The organism is Streptomyces sp. NPDC002790 (assembly GCF_040295505.1).
Taxonomy (GTDB): Bacteria; Actinomycetota; Actinomycetes; order Streptomycetales; family Streptomycetaceae; genus Streptomyces.
Genome location: NZ_JBEOVM010000067.1, coordinates 11,697 through 36,553, shown reverse-complemented (window position 1 = coordinate 36,553; position 24,857 = coordinate 11,697). Strand labels below are relative to the sequence as shown.

Here is a 24,857-nt window from a genome sequence, read left to right as displayed (position 1 = left end):
TCGGGGCTCTGCCCCGTACCCCGCTGCTCAATCGCCGCAGGGGCTTAAAAGACCAAGCCCCGCCGGCGATTGAGGCGCGGGGTCCGGGGCGGAGCCCCGTGGCCGTGACCAGCTACTAGGCCCGCACCTTCCGCGCCACCACGAACCGGTCCACCTCCGCCCCCGTCTCCGCAAGCCCCCGCACGGTGAGCCTCGCCATCCGCCCCACAGACGCCGGCTCCACATCCACCCGCAGGAACGAATAGTTGGTGTACCGCACCCGCGACCAGTCCACGGTTACCGCCTTCTTCCCACCCCCGTCCTGCGTCACATACGACGCGAACGGATCGACGACCTTCTCGTGCCCCTCGTACGAATCCTCGACCGGGAACTCGTAGAGCCCCTTACCCGCCGCCCCAGCGGTGACGTACACGACGCCATCCGTCTCCGGATACGCCGTCCCCCCGATCGGCAGCTCCTTGGTGACCTTGTCCCCCTTCAGCACATCCGTCCGCTCGTAGACGTGGTTGTGCCCGTTGATCACAAGGTCGACGGTGTACTTCTCGAACAGCGGCACCCACTCCTTGCGCACACCCCCCTCCGAGGCGTGCGCGGTGGCGGTGCAGTAGGCGCAGTGGTGGAAGAACACCACAACGAAGTCGATCCCGGACCCGGCGGCCCGGAACTTCCTCAACTGCCGTTCGAACCACGTGGTTTGGGTCCCCCCACTCACGCCGAGATTCGCCGGGATCTCGTACGAGACATCGTTCGCGTCGAGCGAGACGACGGCCGTGTTGCCGTGCACGAAGGAGTACGCGCCCGGCAGGTTCTTCGGGTCGGGCCCGTTCGTCGGCGGCGCGAACCGGGCCTCCTGGCTCCCGTACCCGTTCGGCGAGTACCAGGCCTCCATGTCGTGATTGCCGTACGACACCATCCACGGCACGGACTTGGCGACGGTCTCCGTCTGCGCGAGGAACTGGTCCCAGGTGCGCGCGTCGAACGTGTCCGTCGTCTTCCCCTGCCCGGAGGGGTCCGCGTACGCGATGTCGCCCGCGTGCAGGTGGAAGGCCGGGCCCTGCGCGAGGATCAGGCTGTCGTTGGCGAGCGCGTGGTAGCTGACGCCCTGATCGCCGAAGGCGGTGAAGGTGAACGGCTGCGAACGGGCCGGAGCGGTCGTGAACGTCCCGATGGTCCCCGCGAACCTCGGCGACGCCGGATCGAAGCCCCGGTGCCCGACCCCGTAGTAGTACGTCCTGCCGGGCTTGAGGTGGGTCAGCTTCGCGTGCACGTAGTACTGGGTGTGGTCGGCGCTCGTACCGACGCCCGCCGGGGTGTACAGCGCCCGCAGCTCCGCCGGGATCCTCCGCGACAGCTCACCGGCGCTCGACCCGACCCTGATGAACGGGTCCTTGACCGCGACCGGCACCTGCCAGGACACGGTCATCGCGGTGCGCGCGTCGTCGCCGTACGAGAGGTGCCGCCCGAAGGGCGCGACCAGCGCCCCGTCGACGGCCTCCGTGACGGCCGGGGCCGCCGCCGACCTCGCCGGAGCGGCGCTCGCGGCACCCGGCACGAACACACCGCCCGCAATCGCGCCGAGCGTGACGGCGCCGCCGCGCATCATGGTGCGGCGGGAGAACCGGCTGCGCAGATACTCGTGCTGCTCGGCGAGGGGCCGGTCGGCGAGCTCGGCGGGTACGCCCATACGTGGAATGTCCATGCCCGGAAAGATGTCCGAACCACCTATCCACCAGGAATACTCCGGATGAACGCGACCACACGATTGAGCCCCGCCGGCGATTGAGGCGCGGGGCCCGGGGCAGAGCCCCGCAACCGCACCCGACGACCACCCGAGCGAATTCTTGCCCGATATCGGGCAGATTTCTTGCGAAACCGACCCGCAACCCCGAGGATCGGCTGCGTGCACGAGGAACTTGTCGATCACCTGACGCGCAGCACCGCCCTGAGCCGGGGCGAGGCGCTGCGGGTGGTCCAGGACGTGCTCGCATACTTCGACGAGCCGACGGAGGACTACGTCCGCCGCCGGCACCGCGAACTCCAGGGTCAGGGCCTGGTGAACGCGGAGATCTTCGAGCGGATCCTGGCGGATCTGCGCTACCGGGCGGTGTCGCCGCCGGAGCTCTCCCTCCGCCAGCTGCGCCGCATCGTTTACGGCTGAGGGGAATTTCTCTACTTATGTGCGGAATCGTCGGTTACATCGGCAAGCGTGACGTAGCGCCGCTCCTTCTCGAAGGACTGCAGCGCCTGGAGTACCGCGGTTACGACTCCGCGGGAGTCGTCATCACCAGCCCCAAGGCCACCGGCCTGAAGATGGTCAAGGCCAAGGGCCGGGTGCGTGACCTGGAGGCGAAGGTTCCGGCCCGTTTCAAGGGCACCACCGGCATCGCCCACACCCGCTGGGCCACGCACGGAGCCCCCTCCGACCACAACGCGCACCCGCACATGTCGTCCGACGACAAGGTCGCGATCGTCCACAACGGCATCATCGACAACGCCTCGGACCTGCGCGCCAAGCTGGTCGCCGAGGGCGTCGAGTTCCTCTCCGAGACGGACACCGAGGTCCTCACCCACCTCATCGCCCGCTCCCAGCTCACCGAGCTCGAGGACAAGGTCCGCGAGGCGCTGCACCTGGTCGAGGGCACGTACGGCATCGCCGTCGTGCACGCCGACTTCCCGGACCGCATCGTGGTCGCGCGCAACGGCTCGCCGGTCGTCCTCGGCATCGGCGACAAGGAGATGTTCGTCGCCTCCGACATCGCCGCACTGATCACCCACACCCGCCAGATCGTCACGCTCGACGACGGCGAGATGGCCACGCTCAAGGCCGACGACTTCCGTACGTACACCACGGCCGGCACCCGCACCGCCAACGAGCCGACCACCGTGGACCTCGAGGCCGCCTCGTTCGACATGGGCGACCACGACACGTACATGCACAAGGAGATCTCCGAGCAGGCCGACGCCGTGGACCGCGTGCTGCGCGGCCGCATCGACGACCGCTTCTCCACCGTGCACCTGGGCGGCCTCAACCTGGACGCCCGCGAGGCCCGCACGGTCCGCCGCGTGAAGATCCTCGGCTGCGGCACCTCGTACCACGCGGGCCTGATCGGCGCCCAGTTGATCGAGGAGTTGGCCCGCATCCCCGCGGACGCCGAGCCGGCCTCCGAGTTCCGCTACCGCAACGCGGTCGTGGACCCCGACACCCTCTACATCGCGGTCTCCCAGTCGGGCGAGACGTACGACGTCCTCGCGGCGGTCCAGGAGCTGAAGCGCAAGGGCGCGCGGGTCTTCGGCGTGGTCAACGTCGTCGGCTCGGCGATCGCCCGCGAGTCGGACGCGGGCGTGTACGTCCACGCGGGCCCGGAGGTCTGCGTCGTCTCGACGAAGTGCTTCACGAACACGACAGTCGCCTTCGCCCTCCTGGCCCTCCACCTGGGCCGCATCCGCGACCTCTCGGTCGCCGACGGCAAGCGCATCATCGAGGGCCTGCGCAAGCTGCCCGCCCAGATCACCGAGATCCTCGCCCAGGAGGCGGAGATCAAGAAGATCGCCGAGGAGTACGCGGACGCCCGCTCGATGATGTTCATCGGCCGCGTCCGGGGCTACCCGGTGGCCCGCGAGGCGTCCCTGAAGCTCAAGGAGGTCTCGTACATCCACGCGGAGGCCTACCCGGCCTCGGAGTTGAAGCACGGCCCGCTGGCCCTCATCGAGCCGGCCCTCCCCACGGTCGCGATCGTCCCGGACGACGACCTCCTCGAAAAGAACCGCGCCGCGATGGAGGAGATCAAGGCCCGCTCCGGCCGCATCCTGGCGGTCGCCCACCAGGAGCAGGAGAAGGCCGACCACACGATCGTCGTCCCGAAGAACGAGGACGAGCTGGACCCGATCCTGATGGGCATCCCCCTTCAACTCCTCGCCTACCACACGGCCTTGACCCTCGGCCGCGACATCGACAAGCCCCGCAACCTGGCCAAGTCCGTGACGGTCGAGTAGGCGGATAAGCCCCGCCGGCGATTGAGGCGCGGGGTCCGGGGCAGAGCCCCGCAACCGCAACCCCGCCGCCGCGCAACAAAAACCCGCCAAACGGGCCCCGTACGCGCCACCATGCGCACGGGGCCCGTTCCGAGAGGGCCGGGGCCGCCCATTGCCCCGCCCCTTGGCCCACTGCCCGGCACCCCGTATTTACCCTTCACAAGGGCACAAAGCACCTCTACGCGGCAGTAGATTTATCCAACGACGCGCCGTCAACCACACTCCCCCGAGCGGGACTTGCGCACCGACTACGGAATGACGATGACAGGCCGCTGCGCCCGCCGCGCCAGCCGACCCGCGACCGAGCCGAAGAGCCGCCCGACGAGCCCGTGGGTCGACCCCACGACGATGGCGTCGGCCGAGTACTCGTGCCCGACCTCCTCCAGCTCGTGGCAGATGTCGCCACCACGCTCGACGAGGATCCAGGGCACCTCGGACAGATACTCCGCACAGGCGAGCTCGAGCCCCAGGACTTCCGTCCGGTGATCCGGCACGTCCACGAACACGGGCGGTTCACAGCCCGCCCACACCGTGGTGGGCAGCCGGTTGGCCACATGGACGATGATCAGACCCGAGCCCGAACGATGGGCCATGCCGATCGAGTACGCGAGGGCCCGCTCGCTCGATGTCGAGCCGTCGAAACCGACGACGACCCCGTGCTTGAACGCGGGGTCACAGGCTTGACGTGTCTCTTCCGCCGCTCGGGGCGTCGCCGTGGGATCGGCGACCTGCCGCTTGCGGTCCGCGGGTTCAGGGATTTCGTGACCGGCCATGAGTGTCTCGGCGTGTACCTCGTGGGCCTCAAAAGAGGGGACGAAAACTGATCGGCGGAGCTGTGTCCGGGAATCATCTTCCCAACCCCATACCCCCAAGGGTACGGCGACACTCCTTCTCTGCCCAGACTCTGCGTCCGAGCCCAGAGCCGCGCCTTCGTTCGTCGATGGTCTCGCTCCGCCACGTTCAGGGGAGCATGCACGAGGGCCGACCGTATGGCAATGGTTGCTGCCCCGTACAGGCGGATTGCGCACTCAACTGGGCGTCCGCCGTCCTTCGACCCAGTGACCCCGGTCGGTCGGCGGCGTTGAACTCGCGTACCGAACGACACAGGGGAGCGCGCAGTGCCCGGACCGACCATCGCCCAGCGTCGGGGCGTCCCGGCCCGCCCCGACGCGCCCCTGCCCGCACGCTGGGCCGCGTTCAGCTGCGTCCTGGTGCCGCTCGTGCTCGTCTGGTACGGCTCCTCCGCCGCGGGCGCCGGCGGCGCCGCCCTGGGTCTGGCCGCGATCACCGCGGCGTGCCGCGTACTCCATGGACAGTCGGAGCGCGGGGCTGCACAGTTGCACAGTGAACAATGCCGGGCGCATGGTGACGGGAGCGGCGGGGCCGGACATGACGCACAGGACGACACGCGCCCGGCCGGGTGGGATACGCCCGTTGGCTGACCGGTTTCAACGCGGCGCTCCGATAATTTTCAGCCAACTTGGGCCAGCGGACCTTCCCTTGCGTTTCACCTCCTCCAACCCCCTTGCCACCAGGGCGGAAACCGCGACGAAAAGCGCTTCCGCCCTACGGGGACCGGCCACGGAGTTGAGGCCCACTTCCCAGCAACGCCCCTGAGTGCGACGCTTCGTGATCGACTGCTTCACGCCAAGTTGCCTTGTCGACAATCTGTCAGGTTCTTAACTGGTCACGACGGCACCATGGGACGCAGTAGATTCGATCATGACTGTCGATCTGAAGGCGGCGGGGGACTTCGTGCATCACCGAGGGGAAACGTGCAGGAGCGAACAACCCGTCAAAATATTGAGGGAGCCGGGATCACCGAGGGGGGCTTAGCAGCATGAGCCACGACGCCACCACCGCGCCGGAGGCGGCGGCTCGCAAGCTGTCGGGGCGCCGTCGACGAGAGATCGTCGCGGTGCTGCTGTTCAGCGGCGGACCCATCTTCGAGAGTTCCATTCCACTCTCCGTGTTCGGCATCGACCGGCAGGACGCGGGAGTTCCGCGCTATCGATTGCTCGTGTGCTCCGGCGAAGACGGGCCCCTGAGGACCACGGGGGGACTCGAACTCACCGCGCCGCACGGACTCGAGGCGATATCGCGAGCGGGCACGGTCGTCGTGCCCGCCTGGCGGTCCATCACTTCTCCGCCACCGGAGGAGGCGTTGGACGCCCTGCGCCGCGCCCACGAAGAGGGCGCACGCATCGTCGGCCTGTGCACGGGAGCCTTCGTGCTCGCCGCGGCGGGCCTGCTGGACGGCCGTCCGGCGACCACGCACTGGATGTACGCACCGACCCTCGCCAAGCGCTATCCGTCGGTCCATGTGGACCCGCGCGAGCTCTTCGTGGACGACGGCGACGTACTGACGAGCGCCGGCACCGCGGCCGGAATAGACCTGTGTCTGCACATCGTGCGCACGGACCACGGCAACGAGGCGGCCGGAGCGCTCGCCCGCCGTCTGGTGGTCCCACCGCGCCGCAGCGGCGGCCAGGAGCGCTACCTCGACCGGTCTTTACCGGAGGAGATCGGCGCGGACCCGCTGGCCGAGGTCGTCGCCTGGGCCCTGGAGCACCTCCACGAGCAGTTCGACGTGGAGACGCTGGCCGCCCGCGCCTATATGAGCCGACGCACCTTCGACCGCCGCTTCCGGTCGCTGACGGGGTCCGCCCCGCTCCAGTGGCTGATCACGCAGCGGGTGCTGCAGGCGCAGCGGCTCCTGGAGACGTCCGACTACTCGGTCGACGAGGTGGCGGGCCGCTGCGGCTTCCGCTCCCCCGTCGCGCTGCGCGGGCACTTCCGGCGCCAGCTGGGCTCGTCCCCGGCCGCGTACCGGGCGGCGTACCGGGCGCGCAGGCCGCAGTCGGGCGACGGCCAGGGGAACCACGGAAAACCCGAGAAGCCCGACAGGACGGTCGAGCTCACGGGCATGCCCGGCGCCGAGGGGACGCCGGTCCCCGCGCAGTCCCGGCGCACCGCGGCCGCGACCGCGCTCGGCCCGCACGCGGCCTCGATGCCCACGGGCCACTCGGGACTGCCCGGCCCGCGCACGGCTTTGTAGCCCCGGAACACGGCGCCGGGAGCAGGAGCCGACGACCGTCGTCTGCCAGTGGGAAGGTCGGACCCGTAGGGTTGGGCGCATGAACGATCGCATGGTGTGGATCGACTGCGAGATGACCGGTCTCTCGCTGGCGAACGACGCGCTCATCGAGGTGGCCGCACTGGTCACCGATTCGGAGCTGAACGTACTCGGCGACGGTGTGGACATCGTGATCCGCCCGCCGGACGAGGCCCTGGAGACAATGCCCGAGGTGGTGCGCAACATGCACACCGCCTCGGGTCTCCTCGACGAGCTTGCGGGCGGCACGACGCTCGCGGACGCCGAGGAGCAGGTCCTCTCCTACGTACGTGAGCACGTCAAGGACGCGGGCAAGGCCCCGCTCTGCGGGAACTCGGTCGGTACCGACCGCGGATTCCTGCTGCGTGACATGCCGACGCTGGAGGACTACCTCCACTACCGGATCGTCGATGTGTCCTCGGTCAAGGAGCTCGCCAGGCGCTGGTACCCGAGGGCGTACTTCAACAGTCCGGACAAGAACGGCAACCACCGGGCGCTCGCCGACATCCGCGACTCCATCGTCGAGCTGCGCTACTACCGTGAGGCGGTCTTCGTCCCACAGCCCGGACCGGACTCGGACACCGCGAAGTCGATCGCGGCGAAGCACGTCCTGCCTGCGGAATAACCCCTCGTAAGCCCCTGTGTACGGGGTCCGGACCCCCTCGGGAAAAGGTGTGCGCGAGCACCCCTCCGGACCCTGTACACTTTTTCTCGGCCGGTCCGAAGAAAGACAAACGACCGGACATGGTGGGTGTAGCTCAGTTGGTAGAGCACCTGGTTGTGGTCCAGGTGGCCGCGGGTTCAAGTCCCGTCACTCACCCTGAATGATCAAGGCCCGACCTGCGAAAGCAGGCCGGGCCTTTTTCGTGCTCGCGTCCGTGGGAACATCGGGACCTGCCGTCGCAGGCCACCGGCGTCATGCCGGAAGGCCACCGCACCGCTGCCCGTGCAGCAGCAGGAGGGCGGCCACCGCGTTCGCCGACCTGATCTCCCCGCGCGCGATGAGTGCCGGCACCTTCTCCAGCGGCACCCACTCACGGCGCGAAGACTCGAAGTCGTCCTGCGGGATCTCCCGGACCTGCTCGGCCGCGTCCGACCAGTACACGCGGTGGTGCGAGGTAGAGATTCCCGGCATGGGGTCGACCGCGAGGAGCAGCCGCATCGGGCCCGGCCGCCATCCGGTCTCTTCCTCGAACTCGCGGGCCGCCGCGACGGCGGGATCCTCACCCTCGCCGGTGCCCCCGGAGGGCAATTCGTACCCCCACGCATCGGTGATGAACCGGTGTCGCCACAGGAGCAGCACCTCGTTCGCCTCGTTGACGACCGTGGCGACCGCGACGGGCCGGAGCCGGATCACCGTGTGGTCGAGGTGCCTGCCGTCAGGGAGCTCGACGTCGGCCATGTTCACGGTGCACCACTTGTTCTCGTACACGGTGCGCTCGCCGAGATTCCGCCACACTGACACGCTGCCGCCTCTCGTCGGGTACGCCTTCCATCCGGCCACACCGGCTACAGCGGAATGCGGAGGGTGTCGTCGATGCGGCCGACGACCTCGCGCACGGAAGCGCTCCGGGTTGTCGCCAGACTGCGCCGTACGCCGGCGAGACGGTCGTACAGGCGGTGGGACTCCATGCCCTGCACGGTGTCGAGCATCCGCTCCGCGGTACCTGCCGCCTGGTCGACCCCGCCGGCGCGCAGCTCGCAGTCGGCGAGGGTGGCGAGCCTGTGCACCCGGCCGCGCGCATGCGCGTGGATCTCTACTGCCTCTGCTGCATAACGCTGAGCGGGCCCGTTGTCACCGAGTCGCATGAGGGTGTCGGCGAGCGCGTTCTCCAGGAGACCCGGCTGAACGTATCCGGTCTCCGCGGGCTCCTCGTCGAGCCGGATGAGCCCCGCCGCCGTCTCGGTGTGACGGATCGCACGGCGGGCGCCACCGTGATCTCCCATGCGGGCGAAGGCCTTGGCCTGCATGGCGTTGAGGTCGCAGGCGAGCGCGGGTGAGATCGCGTGTCCGGCCATGCGGGAACCGTCCTCCTCAACACCGGCAACTACCTCGGGGTGCCTCGCCTCGGCAGGAAACGCCCGCCCGGCTCCTACTGGAACGTGCCGCCCCGGTACCCCGGCGACCTGTGCACGGTGGCGGCCGTCGCCACGCTCGTCGAGACCGGCAGCCCCCAACCAGGCGGGCCAACTTCCTTCTCACACACGGAGATTACCGTGAGCACACCGGATGAGCCCCAGCCCATGCCCGCCCCCCCGAACCCCGGCCCTGTCCCGGTCATCGCCCGCATACTCGTCCCCGACACGGTCTTCGAGAGCTGCCGCGGGACCGTACTGGATGCCAACGCGGACATGCCCGGCGAGATGGCCGGCCGCATCGTCGAGGAGGCGCTGAAGTTCGTGACCGCCTGCGCAAAGAACCCGGGCACCGGGCTCGCACCGTCGCGCATCGTCGACGAGGGATGGCACGCACTCCTGTTGCACAGCGCGCCGTACGCCGAACTGTGCGAACGGCTCGGCGAGTTCGTCCACCACTACCCGGGCTACGACCCCACGAACTACGACCCGGAGATCCTCAACCGCACGCGGGCGAACATCGCGGCGCTCGGGTGGGAGGCGGACGCCGAGCTGTGGGGGCCACCTTCCGACGAGACACTCGTGTCGGTGGCGGCGAAATGTCAGCATGCCCCCGAGTGCACGATCCGCCCCATGCCCACTCCCCAGCCACCCACCGCGCCCGTAGGGTGATGGCGGAGGCGACGCATGGCCGAGTGGATCGACCCCCGATACGCGGAGCTGGTCGCGGCGTGGAAGCGCACGCAGCAGCCGGCGTCGCGTGACCCGGAACCGAAGCCCGTCAGGGGTTTCGTGATCCCCACCAAGGGCTGAGCCCTTGCAGGTGCCCGGTTCGCATAGAGCCGGGCGCCTCTCCATGCGTCGACAGGGGCACGGCGGCGTGTCTACGACGAGGCGCGGACCACCAGTTCCGACGGGAGTACCAGGTGGCGCTGCGTGCCCCGGCGGACGGAGGAGCGCTTGCCCTGGGCGGCGAGGGCGATCTCGTCGAGCAGGAGTTCCGTCATCGCGCGGCCCATGTCCAGGGTGGGCTGGCGCACGCTGGTGAGGCCGGGCTCCATGTGGCGGGCGATGACCGAGTCGTCGAAGCCGACCAGGGAGACGTCGTCGGGGATGCGGCGGCCCGCCTCGCGCAGCACCTGGCGGGCGCCGGAGGCCATCAGGTCGGAGCAGGCGAAGACCGCGTCGAGGCCGGTGCCGCGCTCCAGGAGTTCCGCCATGCAGCGGCGGCCGCCCTCCTCCGTGAAGTCCCCGTAGGTCACCAGCTTCTCGTCGTAGGAGATCCCGCTCGCGGCCAGCTCGTCCTGGTAGCCGACGAGGCGGCGCTGGGCCCCGTACACGTCGAGCGGGCCCGTGATGATCGCGACGGAGCGGCGGCCGCGGGCGACCAGGTGCTCGACGGCGGAGCGGGCGCCCGCGTAGTTGTCGGTGTCGACCGAGGGCAGTGGCTCGTCCGCGGAGCGGGGGCCGCTGATCACGGTCGGGATGTCCATCTGCATGAGGCGGTCCGCGAGCGGGTCGTCGGAGTGCACCGAGACCAGCAGGACGCCGTCCACGCGGTGGGCGGTGAGGTAGGTGGCGAGCCGGTCCTGTTCGCGCTCGCCGCGGGCGAAGGTGAGCAACAGCTGGAGGTTGGTCTCGGCGAGGGCCAGGCCGACGCCGCCGACCATGCCGGAGAAGTACGGCTCGGAGAAGAACCGGGACTCGGCCTCCGGAACCACCACGGCTATGGAGTCCGAGCGGTTGGCCGCGAGGGCACGGGCCGCCGTGTTCGGTACGTAGCCGAGCTCGGCGACGGCCTCCTCCACCGCGGCGCGGGTGTGGTCGCTGACCCGCGGCGATCCGTTGATGACGCGGGAGACCGTGCCCCGGCCGACGCCCGCCCTGGCCGCGACCTCCTCGAGCGTCGGGCGCCTGCTGTGCGTGCCGTGAGCCACCATGACTCCTACCTCCCCAGATCTTGAGCGGAATCTAACAGCCCGATAACCGCACGAACTTGTCGCCGCCGAGTGTCTTGACACCCCGGGTTCGAGCGACGACCCTTCAACTCATCACGAGTGGGAGCGCTCCCACCCTAGTGGACGCATACAGAAGCCGCACGTTCCCCGCCCGAGCCGCAAGTGAACGAACGGGCCCAGTACAGCAATTGGCAGTTGGCCGGGGTCTGCAGGTCTCAGCATCAAGAGCACATGAGCACTTGGAGGACGCAATGCGCACGACTGCCCGTACGTCCCGTCGCGCGATGACCTTCGCGGTCGTCGCCGCCCTGGCCACAGGGCTGCTTGCCGGCTGCGCGGCCGATGACGGCGACGATGGCTCCGGAGACGCCGGGGGTTCCGGCGGCAAGCAGGGCGCCACCACGCTGACCGTCGGCACCTTCGGTACGTTCGGTTACAAGCAGGCCGGGCTCTACGACGAATACATGAAGCTGCACAAGAACGTCACCATCAAGGAAAACGTCACCACCAGGACCGACGTCTACTGGCCCAAGACGCTCACGCGCCTGCAGGCCGGTTCCGGCACGGACGACATCCAGGCCATTGAGATCGGCAACATCACCGAGGCCGTGCAGACGCAGGCCGCGAAGTTCGTCGACCTGGGCAAGGAGGTCGACAAGTCGCAGTGGCTGGACTGGAAGAACAAGCAGGCCACCAGCAAGGACGGCAAGCTGATCGCGCTCGGCACGGACGTCGGCCCGATGGCGATCTGCTACCGCAAGGACCTCTTCAAGAAGGCCGGCCTGCCGACCGACCGCACCAAGCTCGCCGAGATGTGGAAGGGCGACTGGTCGAAGTACACCGACGTCGGCAAGGACTACATGAAGAAGGCGCCGAGCGGCACGAAGTTCGTGGACTCGGCCGCCTCCGTCTACAACGCGGCGCTCGGTGGCGCGAAGGACCGCTACTACGACAAGAGCGGCAACGTCATCTGGGACAAGTCCCAGGGCGTGAAGGACTCCTGGAACGCGGCGATGGACGTGGCGACCAGTGACATGTCGGCGAAGCTGAAGCAGTTCGACAAGCCCTGGGACCAGGGCTTCGCCAACGCCAAGTTCGCCACCGTCGCCTGCCCGGCCTGGATGATCGGCTACATCCAGGAGAAGTCCGGCAAGTCCGGTGAGGGCCAGTGGGACGTGGCGGCGGCGCCGACCGCGGCCAACTGGGGCGGCTCGTTCATCGGCGTGCCGACCGCGAGCAAGCACCAGAAGGAGGCCATCGCCCTGGCGAAGTGGCTGACCGCTCCCGCGCAGCAGGCGAAGGTCTTCGCCAAGCAGGCCAGCTTCCCGTCGACCCCGTCGGCGTACGAGACCCTGAAGCCCAAGGCCGAGACCACGAAGTACTTCTCGGACGCGCCGCTCACCCAGATCTTCTCCGACTCGGCGAAGACCATCCCGGTGCAGATCTTCGGCATCAAGGACCAGCCGATCAACACCGGAATCACCGACACCGGCATCCTCCAGGTCGAGCAGAAGGGCAAGTCGCCCGAGCAGGGCTGGGACGCGGCCACCAAGGAAGTCAAGGACGTGCTCGGCCAGTGACCAGCTCCAACGAGGCTCTCGCGCACGACGCGTCGAGCGCCGACGCCGCGTCCGACTCCACCAAGGAGTCGGGCGCGGCCCGGGGCGCTCAGGGTCGCGGCACTCCGCCGCCGGGCACCTCCTCCTGGCGCAGCCGGCTGTACCGCTGGGACATGAAGGCGTCCCCGTACGCGTTCATCTCCCCCTTCTTCATCATCTTCGGCGCCTTCTCGCTGGTGCCGCTGCTCTACACCGCGTGGTACTCCCTGCACAACGTGCAGCTGTCCTCCCTCGACAGCCAGACGTGGGCGGGCCTGGACAACTACAAGAACCTGTTCGACTCGGAGTTCTTCTGGAACGCCCTCGGGAACACGTTCACCATCGGTGTGATCGCCACCGTGCCGCAGTTGATCGTGGCGATCTGGCTCGCCCACATGCTCAACTACCGGCTGCGCGGCTCGACCGTCTGGCGCGTCGTCATGCTCACCCCGTACGCGACCTCGGTGGCGGCGGCGACGCTCGTCTTCGTGCTGCTGTTCTCCCCCGACAACGGGATGGTCAACTGGGTCCTCGACCTGTTCGGCATCGACCCGATCAACTGGCGTGAATCCACCTGGGGTTCACAGTTCGCCGTGTCGTCGATCGTGATCTGGCGGTGGACCGGCTACAACGCGCTGATCTACCTGGCGGCGATGCAGGCCATCCCGGCCGACCTGTACGAGTCGGCGGCCCTGGACGGGGCGAACCGCTGGCAGCAGTTCCGGCACGTGACCGTCCCGATGCTGCGTCCGACGATCTTGTTCACGATCGTCGTCTCCACCATCGGCGCCACTCAACTCTTCGGTGAGCCCCTGCTGTTCGGTGGGGTCAGCGGCACCAAGGGCGGCTCCGAGCACCAGTACCAGACGCTCGGTCTGTACATGTACGACCAGGGCTGGATCGTCGGCAACCTCGGCAAGGCGTCCGCGATCGCCTGGTCGATGTTCCTGATTCTGCTGATCGTCGCCGCGGTCAACATGCTGATCACCCGACGGCTGAGGAAGACCCAATGACCATCACCAACAGCGAAACGCCGCCCGCAGCGCCGCTGCCGGTCGAGGACGCCGGGCCGCCGAAGCGCTTTCGCGTCCTGGGCGCGGGCAAGCAGCTGCACGCGGGGCCCGTCACCTACGTCGCGCTGATCGTGTTCGCCGTGATCTCGCTGGCCCCGCTGGTGTGGACGGCGATCGCGGCCTCGCGCACCAACGAGCGGCTCGCGCAGACGCCGCCGCCGTTCTGGTTCGGCGGGAACCTGTTCAAGAACCTGGAGACCGCCTGGAACCAGGCCGGCATGGGCACCGCGATGTGGAACAGCATCCTCGTCGCGTCGGCCATCACCGTCGGTACGGTGCTGTTCTCCACGCTCGCCGGGTTCGCCTTCGCCAAGCTGCGCTTCCGGTTCTCGACGACGCTGCTGCTCATGACCATCGGCACGATGATGATTCCGCCGCAACTGGCCGTCGTACCGCTGTACTTGTGGATGTCGGACCTCGGCTGGGCCAACCAGTTGCAGACGGTCATCCTGCCGACCCTCGTCTCCGCCTTCGGTACGTTCTTCATGCGGCAGTACCTGGTGCAGGCGCTGCCGAGCGAGCTCATCGAGGCGGCGCGGGTCGACGGGGCGAGCAGTCTCCGGGTGGTGTGGCATGTCGTGTTCCCGGCCGCGCGGCCCGCGATGGCCGTGCTGGGGCTGCTGACGTTCGTCATGGCCTGGAACGACTTCCTGTGGCCGATCATCGCCCTCAACCAGGAGAATCCGACGGTTCAAGTCGCCCTGAACGCGTTGGGGACGGGGTACATCCCCGATGATTCGGTGATCATGGCGGGGGCGTTGTTGGGGACGTTGCCGTTGCTCGTCGCGTTTCTGCTGTTCGGGAAGCAGATTGTGGGCGGGATTATGCAGGGGGCGGTCAAGGGGTGACCACGGGGGTGGGCGGGGCGTTTCTGTTGCGCCCCGTCCGGTCCTACGTCGCGGGGCTCTGCCCCGGACCCCGCGCCTCAATCGCCGGCGGGGCTTGAATTGCCCACTCGTTGATCGGCCGTCCGCAGAATGCGGCCTCATTACTCACCATGGGAGCGCTCCTATGACCACCACGAACAACACCGGTCCCATCCTCGCCACCGCTCCTGTCCATACCCGGTTTCCCGAAGGGTTTCTGTGGGGGGCGGCCACTGCCTCGTATCAGATTGAGGGGGCCGTGCGGGAGGACGGGCGGACGGCGTCGATCTGGGACACGTTCAGCCATACGCCGGGGAAGGTGCTGAACGGCGACACAGGGGACGTCGCCGTGGACCACTACCACCGGTGGCGCGACGACGTGCGGCTGATGGCCGATCTGGGGCTCACCGCGTACCGGTTCTCCGTGGCGTGGCCGCGGGTGCAGCCGACCGGGCGCGGGCCCGCCGTGCAGCGTGGGCTCGACTTCTACCGGGGGCTCGTCGATGAGCTGCTCGCGAACGGGATCAAGCCCGTGGCGACGCTCTACCACTGGGATCTGCCCCAGGAGTTGGAGAACGCGGGCGGCTGGCCCGAGCGGGACACCGCGTACCGGTTCGCGGAGTACGCGGGGCTCGTCGGCGAGGCGCTCGGCGATCGCGTCGAGAGCTGGGTGACCCTCAACGAGCCCTGGTGCAGCGCCTTTTTGGGCTACGCCTCCGGGGTGCACGCCCCCGGGCGGACGGATCCGGCGGCCGCCCTGCGCGCGGCGCACCACCTCAACCTCGGTCACGGGCTTGCCAGTTCGGCCCTGCGTGACGTGTTGCCGGCCCGCGCCAAGGTCGGTATCAGCCTGAACCCGAGCGTGGTGCGGGCCCTCACCGACGCCCCCGCCGACCTCGACGCCCGGCGCCGGATCGACGCGCTCGCGAACCGGGTCTTCACCGGGCCGCTGCTGAAGGGCGCCTACCCGCGCGACCTGATCACCGACACCGCGGCCATCACGGACTGGTCGTTCGTGCGGGACGGGGACACCGCGGCGATCCACCAGCCGCTCGACTTCATCGGCCTGAACTACTACACGCCGGCGGTCGTCTCGGCCCCCCGCTCCGACCAGGACGGCCCGCGCCTCGACGGGCACGGCGCCAGCGAGCACGCCCCGTGGCCGGGCGCCGACGATGTCGTCTTCCACCGCGCGTCGGGCGAACTCACCGCGATGGACTGGCCCGTGGACCCGACGGGTCTCACGGACCTGCTCCTCGACTACACCGCGCAGGCACCGAACATCCCGCTCTACGTGACCGAGAACGGGGCCGCGTACGAGGACGTCGTCGACGCCGAGGGCCGAGTGCACGACCCGGACCGCGTCCGCTATCTGCACGCCCACCTCGCCGCCGTCCACGACGCCATCGAGCAGGGCGCCGACGTCCGCGGTTACTTCCTCTGGTCGCTGCTCGACAACTTCGAGTGGGCCTACGGATACGGCAAGCGGTTCGGCGCCGTGTACGTCGACTACGAGACGCAGGAGCGCATCCCGAAGTCCAGCGCCACCTGGTACTCCCAGGTCGCGCGCAACGGGGGGCTGCCCGCCGAATCCTGACCCCCGGCGGGCAGTGGGCAGGTGTGTGCCGCGTGGCAGCGGCACACACCTGCCCTTATTTTTCGCCTATGCACGCTACTTACCGATATGAACGGTCCTGAGGCGCCATGGGTGTCCTCAAGGACCATCCCGAACTCGTCCTGTTCGTAAGCCTCGCGCTCGGCTACCTCGTGGGGAAGCTGCGCGTGGGGCCGCTGACGTTGGGCGGCATCTGCGGGACGCTGATCGTCTCGCTGCTGCTCGGGGCCTGGACCAAGGCCCATGTCTCCGACGACGTGAAGACCGTGTTCTTCGCGCTGTTCATCTTCGCGCTCGGCTATATGGCCGGGCCGCAGTTCTTCCGCAACCTCAACAAGAAGAGCCTGCGCTTCTTCGTGCTGTGCGGCATCGAGCTGGTCTGTGTCATCGGCATCGCGCTCGGCCTGGCGAACTGGTTCGACCTGGACGTCGGCACAGCGTCCGGCATCCTGGCCGGCGCCGCCACCGAGTCCGCCGTGGTCGGCACGGCCACCGAGTCCATCGGCAAGCTCGGCAACCTCAGCGCCGCCCAGATCACCGAGTACCAGGGCAACGTCGCCACCGCGTACACGGTCTGCTATCTCTTCGGACTGATCACGATCGTGCTCTACACGAGCCAGATCATGCCGATGATGATGCGCATCAACCTGCGCGACGCCGCCCGCGAGCTGTGGGAGAAGACGCGCAGCCGCGGCAGCCTGGAGTCGGACGAGCGCCCCGCTCTGCCGGGCATGGTCGGCCGCACCTATCTGGTGACCACCGCTGACGGCCGTACGGTCGACGACCTGCGGTCCTCGCTCGGCGAGCGGGTCACCATCGAGGCGGTCAAGCGCGGCAGCAAGGTCCTCGACGTCGCGCCCGGTCTGGAGCTCACCCTCTCCGACCTGGTGCTCCTGGTCGGCCGCCGGGCGAACGTGATCGACGCGGGCCGGATCGTCGGGCCCGAGACGCCGGGCGTGCCGGGGCTCGACTCGCCGCTCGCCTCCCGCCAGGTGTCGGTCACCGACAAGGCCCTGGAAGGGAAGTCCATCGACGAGCTGCAGCAGGAGCACCCCGAGTTCTACCGAGACGGCGTCTACGTCACCGACATCAGCCGCGGCGACCAGGACATGCCCGCCAACGGCGACACGACCCTGGCCCGGGGCGACGTGCTGACCCTGGTGGGCGCGCGCTCCGGTCTGAACAAGTTGGTCGCGCGGATCGGCTCGGTCGTCAAGAACGATGCCACCGACTTCATCTATCTGGGGCTCGGTATCGCGGCCGGTTCACTGCTCGGGCAGGTCGTGGTGGAGTTCGGCGACATCCCGATGTCGCTCGGCACCGGCGGCGGCTGCCTGATCTCCGGTCTGCTCTTCGGCTGGTTCCGCTCACGCTCGCAGACCTTCGGCGCGTTCCCTCCGCAGGCCGCGTCGACCATCAAGGACATGGGGCTCGCGGTCTTCATCGCCTGCACCGGCCTCGTCTCCGGGCCACAGGCCTGGCCGCTGATCAAGGAGTACGGGGCGCTGCTCCCGTTCGCCGGGATCGCCATGGTGCTGATCCCCGCGACGGTCTCACTGGTCGTCGGGCGCAAGCTGCTCAAGATCGAGAAACCGCTCCTGATCGGTGCCATCGCGGGGCAGCAGTGCTCGACCCCCGCGATCACCGCCGTCACCCAGGTGGCGCAGTCGTCCGTGCCGATGCTCGGCTACACGATCACGTACGCCCTCTCCAACTTCCTGCTCCCGCTGACCGGCCCCGTGCTCGTCGGCATCCTCGGACACTGAGAGGGCGGTCCCCGGCGTGATCGACTTCCTCAACCGGAACATCTTCCAGCCCTATCCGGAACTCCTGGTCTTCCTTACGGTCGCCTTCGGCTTCCTGCTCGGGAAGGTCCGCTACAAGGCCATCGCGCTCGGCGCCGTCACCGGCTGCCTCATCGCGGGCCTGCTGCTCGGCGCCTGGACCGGGGTCGAGATCAACGGCACGGTGAAGAGCCTGTTCTTCATCATGTTCCTGTTCGCCCTCGGCTACAAGGTCGGCCCGCAGTTCTTCCGCGGCCTCAAAACGGACGGCCTGCCGCAGGTGCTCAACGCCGTCGTGGTCTGCGTGTCCGGCCTGCTGATCTGCTGGGTCTTCGCCGCGATGCTCGGCTACGGTCCCGGGCTCTCGGCCGGACTCCTCGGCGGCGCGCTCACCCAGTCCGCGGTGATCGGTGTCGCGCAGGACGCCATCGGCACCCTGCCGGGCCTGTCCGCCTCGGCGGCCAAGAGCGAGGCGAACTTCGTGGCGATCGGCTACGCGGTGACGTATCCGCTCGGCACGATCCTGTGCGCGATGCTGCTCGCGAACATCCTGCCGAGGCTCTACAAAAAGGACCTGGCGGCCGAATCCGCGCTGATGGCAAAGGAGTTGGACGCGCCCGGAGGCGACCCGGACCTCGCCGAGGGCTACTACGAGGTCGTGCTCCGCGCCTACACCATCCAGCGCCCCGACATCATCGGCCGCAGCATCGAGGACTTCGAGAACCAGCAGCGGGAGCTCGGCCACCGCATCTACCTCACGCGGGTGCGCCGGGACGGCCAGATCCTCGACCACTCCCAGCAGACGGTGCTCCGCGAGGGCGACGTCGTCGCGGTGAGCGCGCTGCGCGGCTCGCTCGTCGACTACGACGCCCGCACCCACATCGGCATGGAGACCGACGATGTGGAGCTGCTCGGCTACCAGACGGAGTCGCTGCACGTCGTGGCGTCGGAGAAGGCCCAACTCGGCAGACCCGTATCCGAGTTGCGGCGCGAGCCGTTCATGGTCGGCGTCTACATCGACAAGATCTACCGCTCGGGCGCCGAGTTCCCGTACCGCCTCTCCACCAAGGTCGAGCGCGGCGACACACTCGTCCTCACCGGGCCCAAGCGCCTCGTGGACCCGGCCGGCGCGGCGCTCGGCAAGCCGGTGCCGACCTCGTTCGCCACCGACATGGTCTGGGTGGGCCTCGGCATCTTCCTCGGCGGCTGCCTGGGCATCCCGGCGCTGACCGTGTCCGGCGTCCCGATCTCCCTGTCCACCTCCGGTGGCGCGCTGATCATGGGCCTCGTCTTCGGCTACATCCGCGGCAAGTATCCGACGTACGGCAATGTGCCGCCGGGCGCCCAGTGGTTCATGGACACGCTCGGCCTGTGCATGTTCGTCGCGATCGTCGGCATCAACGCGGGCCCGAGCTTCACCTCCGGCCTCTCCGAAGCCGGTTGGGGCCTGCTGGTCTTCGGCGCGGTCGCCACCGTCGTCCCGCTGATCGTCGGCTTCCTGTTCGGCCACTACGTGCAGAAGATCCGCTTCCCGATCCTGATGGGCGTCCTCGCCGGCGGCCAGACGACCACCGCGGCGATCGGCGCGATCAACGAGGCCTCCCGCTCGCAGGTGCCGACCCTCGGCTACACGATCCCGTACGCCGTCGGCAATGTGCTCCTCACCATCTGGGGCGCCGTGATCGTTCTCCTCCAACACTGAGCCCCCACACCGCAGTTAAGGACACACCATGCCCAAGACGACGCTCACGCGCGAAGAGATCCAGCAGTACGCCCAGCTCTCCCCCTTCGAGCTGAAGAACATCTTCATCGACCTCGCCGAGCAGGCGCAGGCCGACGAGCCGGGCCAGAAGGAGAAGTCCAGCCGCCAGATGCTCAACGCGGGCCGCGGAAACCCCAACTGGGTCGCCACGGGGCCCCGCGAGGCGTTCTACTCGCTCGGCTACTTCGCCCTGACGGAGTCGCGGCGCGTATGGACCGCCGACAACCTCGGCGGGATGCCGGAGAAGCACGGCGCGTACGAGCGCTTCGACACCTTCGTACGGCAGAACCCGGGCCTGCCGGGCATCGAGCTCCTCGCCCAGTGCGTCCAGCTCGGCATCCAGCGCTTCGGGTTCGACAAGGACGAGTGGGTGCACGAGCTGACGGACGGCATCACGGGCGACAACTACCCGGTGCCCGACCGGATGTTGGTCCACAGCGAGCAGGTGGTGCGCGGCTACCTCGCGGACGAGATGTTCGACAAGAAGGCGCCCGCGGGCAACAACCTGTCGCTGTTCGCCACCGAGGGCGGCACGGCGGCCATGTGCTACATCTTCGACTCCCTCATGAAGAACGGGCTGTTGAAGAAGGGCGACAAGATCGCGCTGATGGTCCCGGTCTTCACCCCGTACATCGAGATCCCCGAACTCGACACCTACGAGTTCGACGTCACGTACATCTCGGCCGACAAGTTCGCCGAGACCGGCGTGCGCGAGTGGCGCTACCCCGAGGAGGAGGTCGCCAAGCTGGAGGACCCGGAGATCAAGCTGGTCTGCCTGGTGAACCCCTCCAACCCGCCCTCCCTGGCGCTGAGCACCCGGGTCGCGAACCAGATCAAGGACATCGTCGCGAGGAAGAACCCGAACCTGCTGCTCGTCACCGACGACGTGTACGGCACGTTCGTGGAGGGTTTCCGCTCGATCGCCGCCGACCTGCCGCGCAACACCCTGCTCGTCTACTCGTACTCGAAGCACTACGGGTGCACGGGGTGGCGGCTCGGCGTGATCGGGCTGCACGACGACAACATCATCGACGAGCGGATCGCCCAGCTCCCGCAGGAGGAGAAGGACCGGCTGAACAAGCGGTACGGCTCGCTGACCCTGGAGCCGGAGAAGATCAGGTTCATCGACCGGCTCGTCGCGGACTCCCGGCAGGTGGCGCTCAACCACACGGCGGGCCTGTCGCTGCCGCAGCAGGTGATGATGAGCCTCTTCTCCCTGTTCGACATGTTGGAGGAGGGCCAGGCGTACAAGGAGAAGATCCGCTCCATCGTGCAGCAGCGCCTCGACCTGCTCCTCGAAGGCGCCCAGATGAAGATCCACCAGGATCCCCACCGGGCCGCCTACTACATCGAGTTGGACCTCCTCGCCGAGGCCGAGCGCGTCCACGGCACGGCGTTCGCCGAGTTCCTGGAGAAGAACTACGAGCCGGTCGACGCCCTGTTCCGGCTCGCCCAGCAGACGGGTGTGGTCCTCCTCAACGGCGGCGGCTTCGACGGACCCGAGTGGTCGGTCCGCGTCTCGCTGGCCAACCTCGACAACATGGACTATCTGAAGATCGGCCACCATCTGCGCGGCATCTTCGACGACTACGCGGAGGAATGGCGGACCTCGCAGGAGTAGGTCCCGCGTGCCACGGAAGCCCCGGCCGGGTGGGGGGTGGAGCCGGCCGGGGCTTCCGCTTGTGTGGGGGGCGGGTGTGTGGGGCGGGGCTACTTGAAGGCCGCGAACGCCTTCTGGAACGCGTCCGCCTCCTGCTCGATCGAACTGCACGTCGGCTGCGCCGAGTCGGAGGCGCCGCCCTCGCAGGCCTTGTCGCGGGTCGCCGACCACATGAACAGGCCGCCGAGGCCCTTCTCCTTCGCGAAGGAGACGAGCTGCGTGGCGTCCTCGACCTTGAACACCTCGGACGAGACGTCGTTGACGCCGATCATCGGGGTGATCGCGACGGCCTTCCAGGCGTCCGCGTCCGACAGGCCGAGAGCCGACTCCACCTGCGCCTGCGTCGCGGTGGCCGCCTGCTCGGCGTAGTCGCCCATGTCGCCGCTGTAGGACGCCCCGTAGTCCATCGCCATGACGTTGACGAGGTCGGGCGAGGCGCCGTTGTCCTTGGCGTTCTCGAGGAAGTTCACACCGTCCTGGGTGAGCCCCTCCGGCATCACCGGCAGCGTCACCGAGACGTTCAGGTCGGCGTTGTCCTTCTGGAGCGTGGCGATCGCCTCGGCGCGCTTGGTGTTGGCCGCCGTGTCGGGCAGCGCGCCGCCCTCGATGTCGAAGTCGACCTTGGTGAGGTCGAACTGGTCGATGACCTTCTGGTACGCCGCCGCCAGGTCGGAGGCCGAGGAGCAGGCCTGCGCCAGTTCGGTGCCGGAAGCGCCGCCGAAGGAGACCCGGACGTCTCCGCCCGCTGCCCTCAAGTCGCCGATCTGCGAGGCGACTTGGTCACCATCGAGGTCGGTGACACCGCCCCACTTCGGGGCGCAGTCGCCGCCGGAGGTGATGAAGGCGAGGTTGTACTCCTTGACTCCGGTGGCCTTGGCGGAGGCTGCCAGGTCGAACGCCGGGGTGAGGGAGGTGTCGACGTAGGGCGCGAAGCCGGCGGCCGCCACCGGGGCCGCGGACGCCCCGAAGGAGAAGAAGAACGCGCCACCGCCCACGACGGCGGCCGCCACGGCACCGCCCATCGCCTTCTTCCTGCCGCTGAACCTGCGCCGGTGCGTGCTGCTGCTCATCGCGTGCCTGCCTTAGCTGTACGTGGGGGGTGGGGGGTACGTGGCAGCACGCTAGCGATCGTGAACCCGTCAATTCGGGCAAGTGGGCGGAGGGTTGAGGTTCTTAGGGTTCGCTTAAGAGAGGGATCGGGACCGGTTAAAGGTCGATACCAATCCGTGTGCGAGCGATTTCTTACGGCTGCCGTTCCCGCCCTTTCGGTCCCGGCCACGCCGCCCGTGCCCGCGACTCCCCGCGACGGGCCGGTGCCCCTCCAGCTGCAGCCAGATCCGCACCTCGGTGCCGCCGAGCACGGACGCGCCGAGGCGCACGTCGCCGCCGGTGGACTCGGCGACCCGGCGCGCGATGTCCAGCCCGAGCCCGGTCGAGCCGACTTCCGCGCCCCCGGTGCCGCGGGCCAGCGCGGCCTCCGGGTCGGCGATCCCGGGGCCGGCGTCGGAGACGAGCACGATCACGGCCCCGTCGGCCCGGTGCACGTCGACCGCGAACGCCGTGCCCTCCGGGGTGTGCCGGAACACGTTGCCGAGCAGTGCGTCGAGCGCGGCCGCCAGCTCACCGCGGGCGACCGGTATGCGTACGGGGCGGTCCACCCCGGCGACCCGCACCTTGCGGCCCTCGTCCTCGGCGAGCGCCGACCAGAAGTCCATGCGCTCACGGATCACCTCGGCGGCGTCGCAGCCTGCGCCAGGTCCTGCGGCAGCGGTCTGCGGCTTGGCGTCCCTGGCCGTCCGGATGATGGTGTCGACCTCGTGCTCCAGCTGCTCCACGGCGGCCCGGGTCTGCTCGGCGGCGGGCCCGTCCCCGAGCGAGGCGGCATTGAGCCGCAGCACGGTCAGCGGGGTACGCAGCCGATGCGACAGATCGGCGGCCAACTCCCTCTCATTGGCGAGCAGTTGAACCACCTGATCGGCCATCGAATTGAACGCGACGGCGGCGAGCCGCAGCTCGGTGGGACCGTCCTCCGGCACGCGCGCCCCGAGCTTGCCGTCCCCCAGAGCGTGCGCGGCGCCCACGAGCCGCTGCGCCGGCTGCACCATCCGTCCACCGAGCCGGTCCGCGACCGCCACGGACCCGATGATCAGCGCGATGCCGACACCACCGAGCACGAACCACGCGGTCGTCACACCATTGGTGACCTCGGCCTCGGGGACGTACACCTCGACCACGGCGATCTTGCCCGTGCTCACCGCGATGGGCTGCAGCCACACCGAGCCGCCCGGCGCGTCCGCGACGGTGGCCTGCCGGATGTCGAGCTCGTCCGAGTCGACCCGCTGCTCGCCGAGCCGGATCGCCCCGCGCCCGCCACCGGCCGGAACGTAGACGGACATCCGGTCCTCGCCGCCGGTCTGCGCGGTGGCGAGGGCGCGGGCGAGCTGGTCGCGGTCGGTGGTGATGGAGAGGGTGGGGCCGATGGCGGCGGCGGTCCGCTCGGCGTTGGAGAAGGCCCGGTCCCGCGCCATCTCCTTGATCACGAGGCCGAGCGGGACGGCGAAGGCGACCACCACCATCGCCGTGACGGCGAGGCACACCTTCACCAGCGCCCACCTCATGCCGGCGGCTCCAGCTTCACACCGACGCCGCGCAGGGTGTGCAGATACCGCGGCCGAGCCGCGGTCTCCCCCAACTTCCTCCGCAACCACGACAAATGCACATCAATGGTCTGATCGTCCCCATACGACTGCTGCCACACCTCGGCGAGCAGCTCCTTGCGCGCGACGACCACGCCGGGCCGCCCCGCGAGGAACGTCAACAGATCGAACTCGCGCCGCGTCAGATCCAACGGCGCACCGTCGAGCTCGGCCTGCCGGCGCAGCGGATCGATGGCGAGCCCGCCGACCCTGAGCACCCGCGAGGGCGGCTCGGCGCCGGTGCTCCCCCGCGAGCGACGCAGCACGGCGGCCATCCGGGCAGACAGATGCTCGGGCGAGAACGGCTTGGTCAGATAGTCATCGGCACCGTCATTCAACAGCCGGACGATCTCACCCTCGTCGTCCCGGGCAGTGGCGATGATCACGGGTACGTCGGTGATCCCGCGCAGCATCTTCAGCGCCTCGGCGCCGTCCAGATCGGGCAGACCGAGATCGAGGATGACGACATCGAACCGGAAATGGGCGACCTCGCGCAGCGCCTCCAGGGCCGTGCCGACGCTGCGCACGGTGTGCGCCGCGTCGGTCAGGTGCCGGATGAGGGCCGAGCGTACGAACTGGTCGTCCTCGACCACGAGCACACTTGCCATGGGACGGCACCGTA

At 68.8% G+C, this 24,857-nt stretch carries 21 protein-coding genes, 1 tRNA gene and 1 pseudogene; 15 read left to right on the top strand and 8 right to left on the bottom strand.

Annotated features, from left to right (window positions below; translation table 11 throughout):
- Positions 1 to 115: 115 nt before the first annotated feature.
- Positions 116 to 1,699, bottom strand: coding sequence for a purple acid phosphatase family protein (locus ABT004_RS25150; RefSeq protein WP_351340997.1), 1,584 nt, complete (start codon positions 1,697 to 1,699; stop codon positions 116 to 118).
- 201 nt (positions 1,700 to 1,900) lie between these two features.
- On the opposite strand from ABT004_RS25150, the gene ABT004_RS25145 reads away from it, so the two are divergent.
- Positions 1,901 to 2,158: a hypothetical protein gene (locus tag ABT004_RS25145; RefSeq protein ID WP_351340994.1), complete on the top strand. Its 258-nt coding sequence runs from the start codon at positions 1,901 to 1,903 to the stop codon at positions 2,156 to 2,158.
- Positions 2,159 to 2,175: 17 nt separating this feature from the next.
- Positions 2,176 to 3,993 carry a glutamine--fructose-6-phosphate transaminase (isomerizing) gene (glmS, locus tag ABT004_RS25140; RefSeq protein ID WP_351340991.1) on the top strand — a complete coding sequence of 606 codons (1,818 nt, stop codon included), beginning with the start codon at positions 2,176 to 2,178 and terminating at the stop codon, positions 3,991 to 3,993.
- A gap of 287 nt (positions 3,994 to 4,280) precedes the next feature.
- Here glmS and ABT004_RS25135 read toward each other — a convergent pair whose 3' ends face one another.
- Positions 4,281 to 4,805: a universal stress protein gene (locus ABT004_RS25135; RefSeq protein ID WP_351340989.1), complete on the bottom strand. Its 525-nt coding sequence runs from the start codon at positions 4,803 to 4,805 to the stop codon at positions 4,281 to 4,283.
- A gap of 360 nt (positions 4,806 to 5,165) precedes the next feature.
- Here ABT004_RS25135 and ABT004_RS25130 point away from each other — a divergent pair, with 360 nt between their 5' ends.
- From ABT004_RS25130 to ABT004_RS25115, 4 genes are all read left to right on the top strand, one after another.
- On the top strand, positions 5,166 to 5,474 hold the full coding sequence (locus ABT004_RS25130) for a hypothetical protein (protein WP_351341006.1): 309 nt from the start codon (positions 5,166 to 5,168) through the stop codon (positions 5,472 to 5,474).
- 398 nt (positions 5,475 to 5,872) lie between these two features.
- The gene (locus tag ABT004_RS25125; RefSeq protein ID WP_351340986.1) at positions 5,873 to 7,090 is read left to right on the top strand and encodes a helix-turn-helix domain-containing protein; all 1,218 of its coding nucleotides are present in this window, start codon (positions 5,873 to 5,875) and stop codon (positions 7,088 to 7,090) included.
- A gap of 79 nt (positions 7,091 to 7,169) precedes the next feature.
- A complete protein-coding gene (gene orn / locus ABT004_RS25120; protein WP_351340984.1) occupies positions 7,170 to 7,772 on the top strand; it encodes an oligoribonuclease in 603 nt (200 codons plus the stop codon).
- Positions 7,773 to 7,894: 122 nt separating this feature from the next.
- Positions 7,895 to 7,967 (top strand) — tRNA-His (locus tag ABT004_RS25115).
- Between the two features lie 96 nt (positions 7,968 to 8,063).
- Here ABT004_RS25115 and ABT004_RS25110 read toward each other — a convergent pair.
- The gene (locus ABT004_RS25110; protein WP_351340981.1) at positions 8,064 to 8,612 is read right to left on the bottom strand and encodes an NUDIX hydrolase; all 549 of its coding nucleotides are present in this window, start codon (positions 8,610 to 8,612) and stop codon (positions 8,064 to 8,066) included.
- Between the two features lie 44 nt (positions 8,613 to 8,656).
- On the bottom strand, positions 8,657 to 9,325 hold the full coding sequence (locus ABT004_RS25105; RefSeq protein WP_502966965.1) for an NsdA family TPR-like regulatory protein: 669 nt from the start codon (positions 9,323 to 9,325) through the stop codon (positions 8,657 to 8,659).
- Positions 9,326 to 9,391: 66 nt separating this feature from the next.
- Here ABT004_RS25105 and ABT004_RS25100 point away from each other — a divergent pair, with 66 nt between their 5' ends.
- Positions 9,392 to 9,895: a glycine-rich domain-containing protein gene (locus ABT004_RS25100; RefSeq protein ID WP_351340977.1), complete on the top strand. Its 504-nt coding sequence runs from the start codon at positions 9,392 to 9,394 to the stop codon at positions 9,893 to 9,895.
- 15 nt (positions 9,896 to 9,910) lie between these two features.
- Positions 9,911 to 10,036, top strand: a complete 126-nt coding sequence (locus tag ABT004_RS25095; RefSeq protein ID WP_351340975.1) for a hypothetical protein — start codon at positions 9,911 to 9,913, stop codon at positions 10,034 to 10,036.
- A gap of 71 nt (positions 10,037 to 10,107) precedes the next feature.
- On the opposite strand, the gene ABT004_RS25090 is transcribed toward ABT004_RS25095, so the two are convergent.
- Positions 10,108 to 11,163, bottom strand: a complete 1,056-nt coding sequence (locus ABT004_RS25090; protein WP_351340972.1) for a LacI family DNA-binding transcriptional regulator — start codon at positions 11,161 to 11,163, stop codon at positions 10,108 to 10,110.
- 269 nt (positions 11,164 to 11,432) lie between these two features.
- Here ABT004_RS25090 and ABT004_RS25085 point away from each other — a divergent pair, with 269 nt between their 5' ends.
- From ABT004_RS25085 to ABT004_RS25055, 7 genes are all read left to right on the top strand, one after another.
- Positions 11,433 to 12,761 carry an ABC transporter substrate-binding protein gene (locus tag ABT004_RS25085; protein ID WP_351340969.1) on the top strand — a complete coding sequence of 443 codons (1,329 nt, stop codon included), beginning with the start codon at positions 11,433 to 11,435 and terminating at the stop codon, positions 12,759 to 12,761.
- Positions 12,758 to 13,792, top strand: coding sequence for a carbohydrate ABC transporter permease (locus tag ABT004_RS25080; protein ID WP_351340967.1), 1,035 nt, complete (start codon positions 12,758 to 12,760; stop codon positions 13,790 to 13,792). Before ABT004_RS25085 ends, ABT004_RS25080 begins: the two co-directional genes overlap by 4 nt.
- On the top strand, positions 13,789 to 14,700 hold the full coding sequence (locus ABT004_RS25075) for a carbohydrate ABC transporter permease (protein WP_351340964.1): 912 nt from the start codon (positions 13,789 to 13,791) through the stop codon (positions 14,698 to 14,700). The genes ABT004_RS25080 and ABT004_RS25075 overlap by 4 nt, the downstream gene beginning before the upstream one ends.
- Before the next feature lie 163 nt (positions 14,701 to 14,863).
- A complete protein-coding gene (locus tag ABT004_RS25070; RefSeq protein WP_351340961.1) occupies positions 14,864 to 16,315 on the top strand; it encodes a GH1 family beta-glucosidase in 1,452 nt (483 codons plus the stop codon).
- Between the two features lie 107 nt (positions 16,316 to 16,422).
- Positions 16,423 to 18,099 carry an aspartate-alanine antiporter gene (aspT, locus tag ABT004_RS25065; protein ID WP_351340959.1) on the top strand — a complete coding sequence of 559 codons (1,677 nt, stop codon included), beginning with the start codon at positions 16,423 to 16,425 and terminating at the stop codon, positions 18,097 to 18,099.
- A gap of 16 nt (positions 18,100 to 18,115) precedes the next feature.
- Positions 18,116 to 19,819 carry an aspartate-alanine antiporter gene (gene aspT, locus ABT004_RS25060; protein WP_351340956.1) on the top strand — a complete coding sequence of 568 codons (1,704 nt, stop codon included), beginning with the start codon at positions 18,116 to 18,118 and terminating at the stop codon, positions 19,817 to 19,819.
- Positions 19,820 to 19,847: 28 nt separating this feature from the next.
- Positions 19,848 to 21,500, top strand: coding sequence for a bifunctional aspartate transaminase/aspartate 4-decarboxylase (locus ABT004_RS25055; protein ID WP_351340954.1), 1,653 nt, complete (start codon positions 19,848 to 19,850; stop codon positions 21,498 to 21,500).
- 89 nt (positions 21,501 to 21,589) lie between these two features.
- Here the strand turns inward: ABT004_RS25055 and ABT004_RS25050 are convergent.
- From ABT004_RS25050 to ABT004_RS25040, 3 genes and pseudogenes are all read right to left on the bottom strand, one after another.
- Positions 21,590 to 22,483 (bottom strand): annotated as a pseudogene (locus tag ABT004_RS25050) (chitinase); the annotation flags it as partial.
- 240 nt (positions 22,484 to 22,723) lie between these two features.
- Entirely contained in the window at positions 22,724 to 24,157 is a 1,434-nt protein-coding gene (locus ABT004_RS25045) for a sensor histidine kinase (protein WP_351340952.1), read from the bottom strand.
- The gene (locus ABT004_RS25040) at positions 24,154 to 24,843 is read right to left on the bottom strand and encodes a response regulator transcription factor (protein WP_351340949.1); all 690 of its coding nucleotides are present in this window, start codon (positions 24,841 to 24,843) and stop codon (positions 24,154 to 24,156) included. Before ABT004_RS25040 ends, ABT004_RS25045 begins: the two co-directional genes overlap by 4 nt.
- Positions 24,844 to 24,857: the final 14 nt, after the last annotated feature.

What these genes read in the sequence shown, in the direction of transcription:
- ABT004_RS25150 (WP_351340997.1), bottom strand. Translation starts at nt 1,699, where the DNA reads ATGGACATTCCACGTATGGGCGTACCCGCCGAGCTCGCCGACCGGCCC.
- glmS (WP_351340991.1), top strand. Translation starts at nt 2,176, where the DNA reads ATGTGCGGAATCGTCGGTTACATCGGCAAGCGTGACGTAGCGCCGCTC.
- ABT004_RS25135 (WP_351340989.1), bottom strand. Translation starts at nt 4,805, where the DNA reads ATGGCCGGTCACGAAATCCCTGAACCCGCGGACCGCAAGCGGCAGGTC.
- ABT004_RS25125 (WP_351340986.1), top strand. Translation starts at nt 5,873, where the DNA reads ATGAGCCACGACGCCACCACCGCGCCGGAGGCGGCGGCTCGCAAGCTG.
- orn (WP_351340984.1), top strand. Translation starts at nt 7,170, where the DNA reads ATGAACGATCGCATGGTGTGGATCGACTGCGAGATGACCGGTCTCTCG.
- ABT004_RS25100 (WP_351340977.1), top strand. Translation starts at nt 9,392, where the DNA reads ATGCCCGCCCCCCCGAACCCCGGCCCTGTCCCGGTCATCGCCCGCATA.
- ABT004_RS25095 (WP_351340975.1), top strand. Translation starts at nt 9,911, where the DNA reads ATGGCCGAGTGGATCGACCCCCGATACGCGGAGCTGGTCGCGGCGTGG.
- ABT004_RS25090 (WP_351340972.1), bottom strand. Translation starts at nt 11,163, where the DNA reads ATGGTGGCTCACGGCACGCACAGCAGGCGCCCGACGCTCGAGGAGGTC.
- ABT004_RS25085 (WP_351340969.1), top strand. Translation starts at nt 11,433, where the DNA reads ATGCGCACGACTGCCCGTACGTCCCGTCGCGCGATGACCTTCGCGGTC.
- ABT004_RS25075 (WP_351340964.1), top strand. Translation starts at nt 13,789, where the DNA reads ATGACCATCACCAACAGCGAAACGCCGCCCGCAGCGCCGCTGCCGGTC.
- ABT004_RS25070 (WP_351340961.1), top strand. Translation starts at nt 14,864, where the DNA reads ATGACCACCACGAACAACACCGGTCCCATCCTCGCCACCGCTCCTGTC.
- aspT (WP_351340959.1), top strand. Translation starts at nt 16,423, where the DNA reads ATGGGTGTCCTCAAGGACCATCCCGAACTCGTCCTGTTCGTAAGCCTC.
- ABT004_RS25055 (WP_351340954.1), top strand. Translation starts at nt 19,848, where the DNA reads ATGCCCAAGACGACGCTCACGCGCGAAGAGATCCAGCAGTACGCCCAG.
- ABT004_RS25045 (WP_351340952.1), bottom strand. Translation starts at nt 24,157, where the DNA reads ATGAGGTGGGCGCTGGTGAAGGTGTGCCTCGCCGTCACGGCGATGGTG.
- ABT004_RS25040 (WP_351340949.1), bottom strand. Translation starts at nt 24,843, where the DNA reads ATGGCAAGTGTGCTCGTGGTCGAGGACGACCAGTTCGTACGCTCGGCC.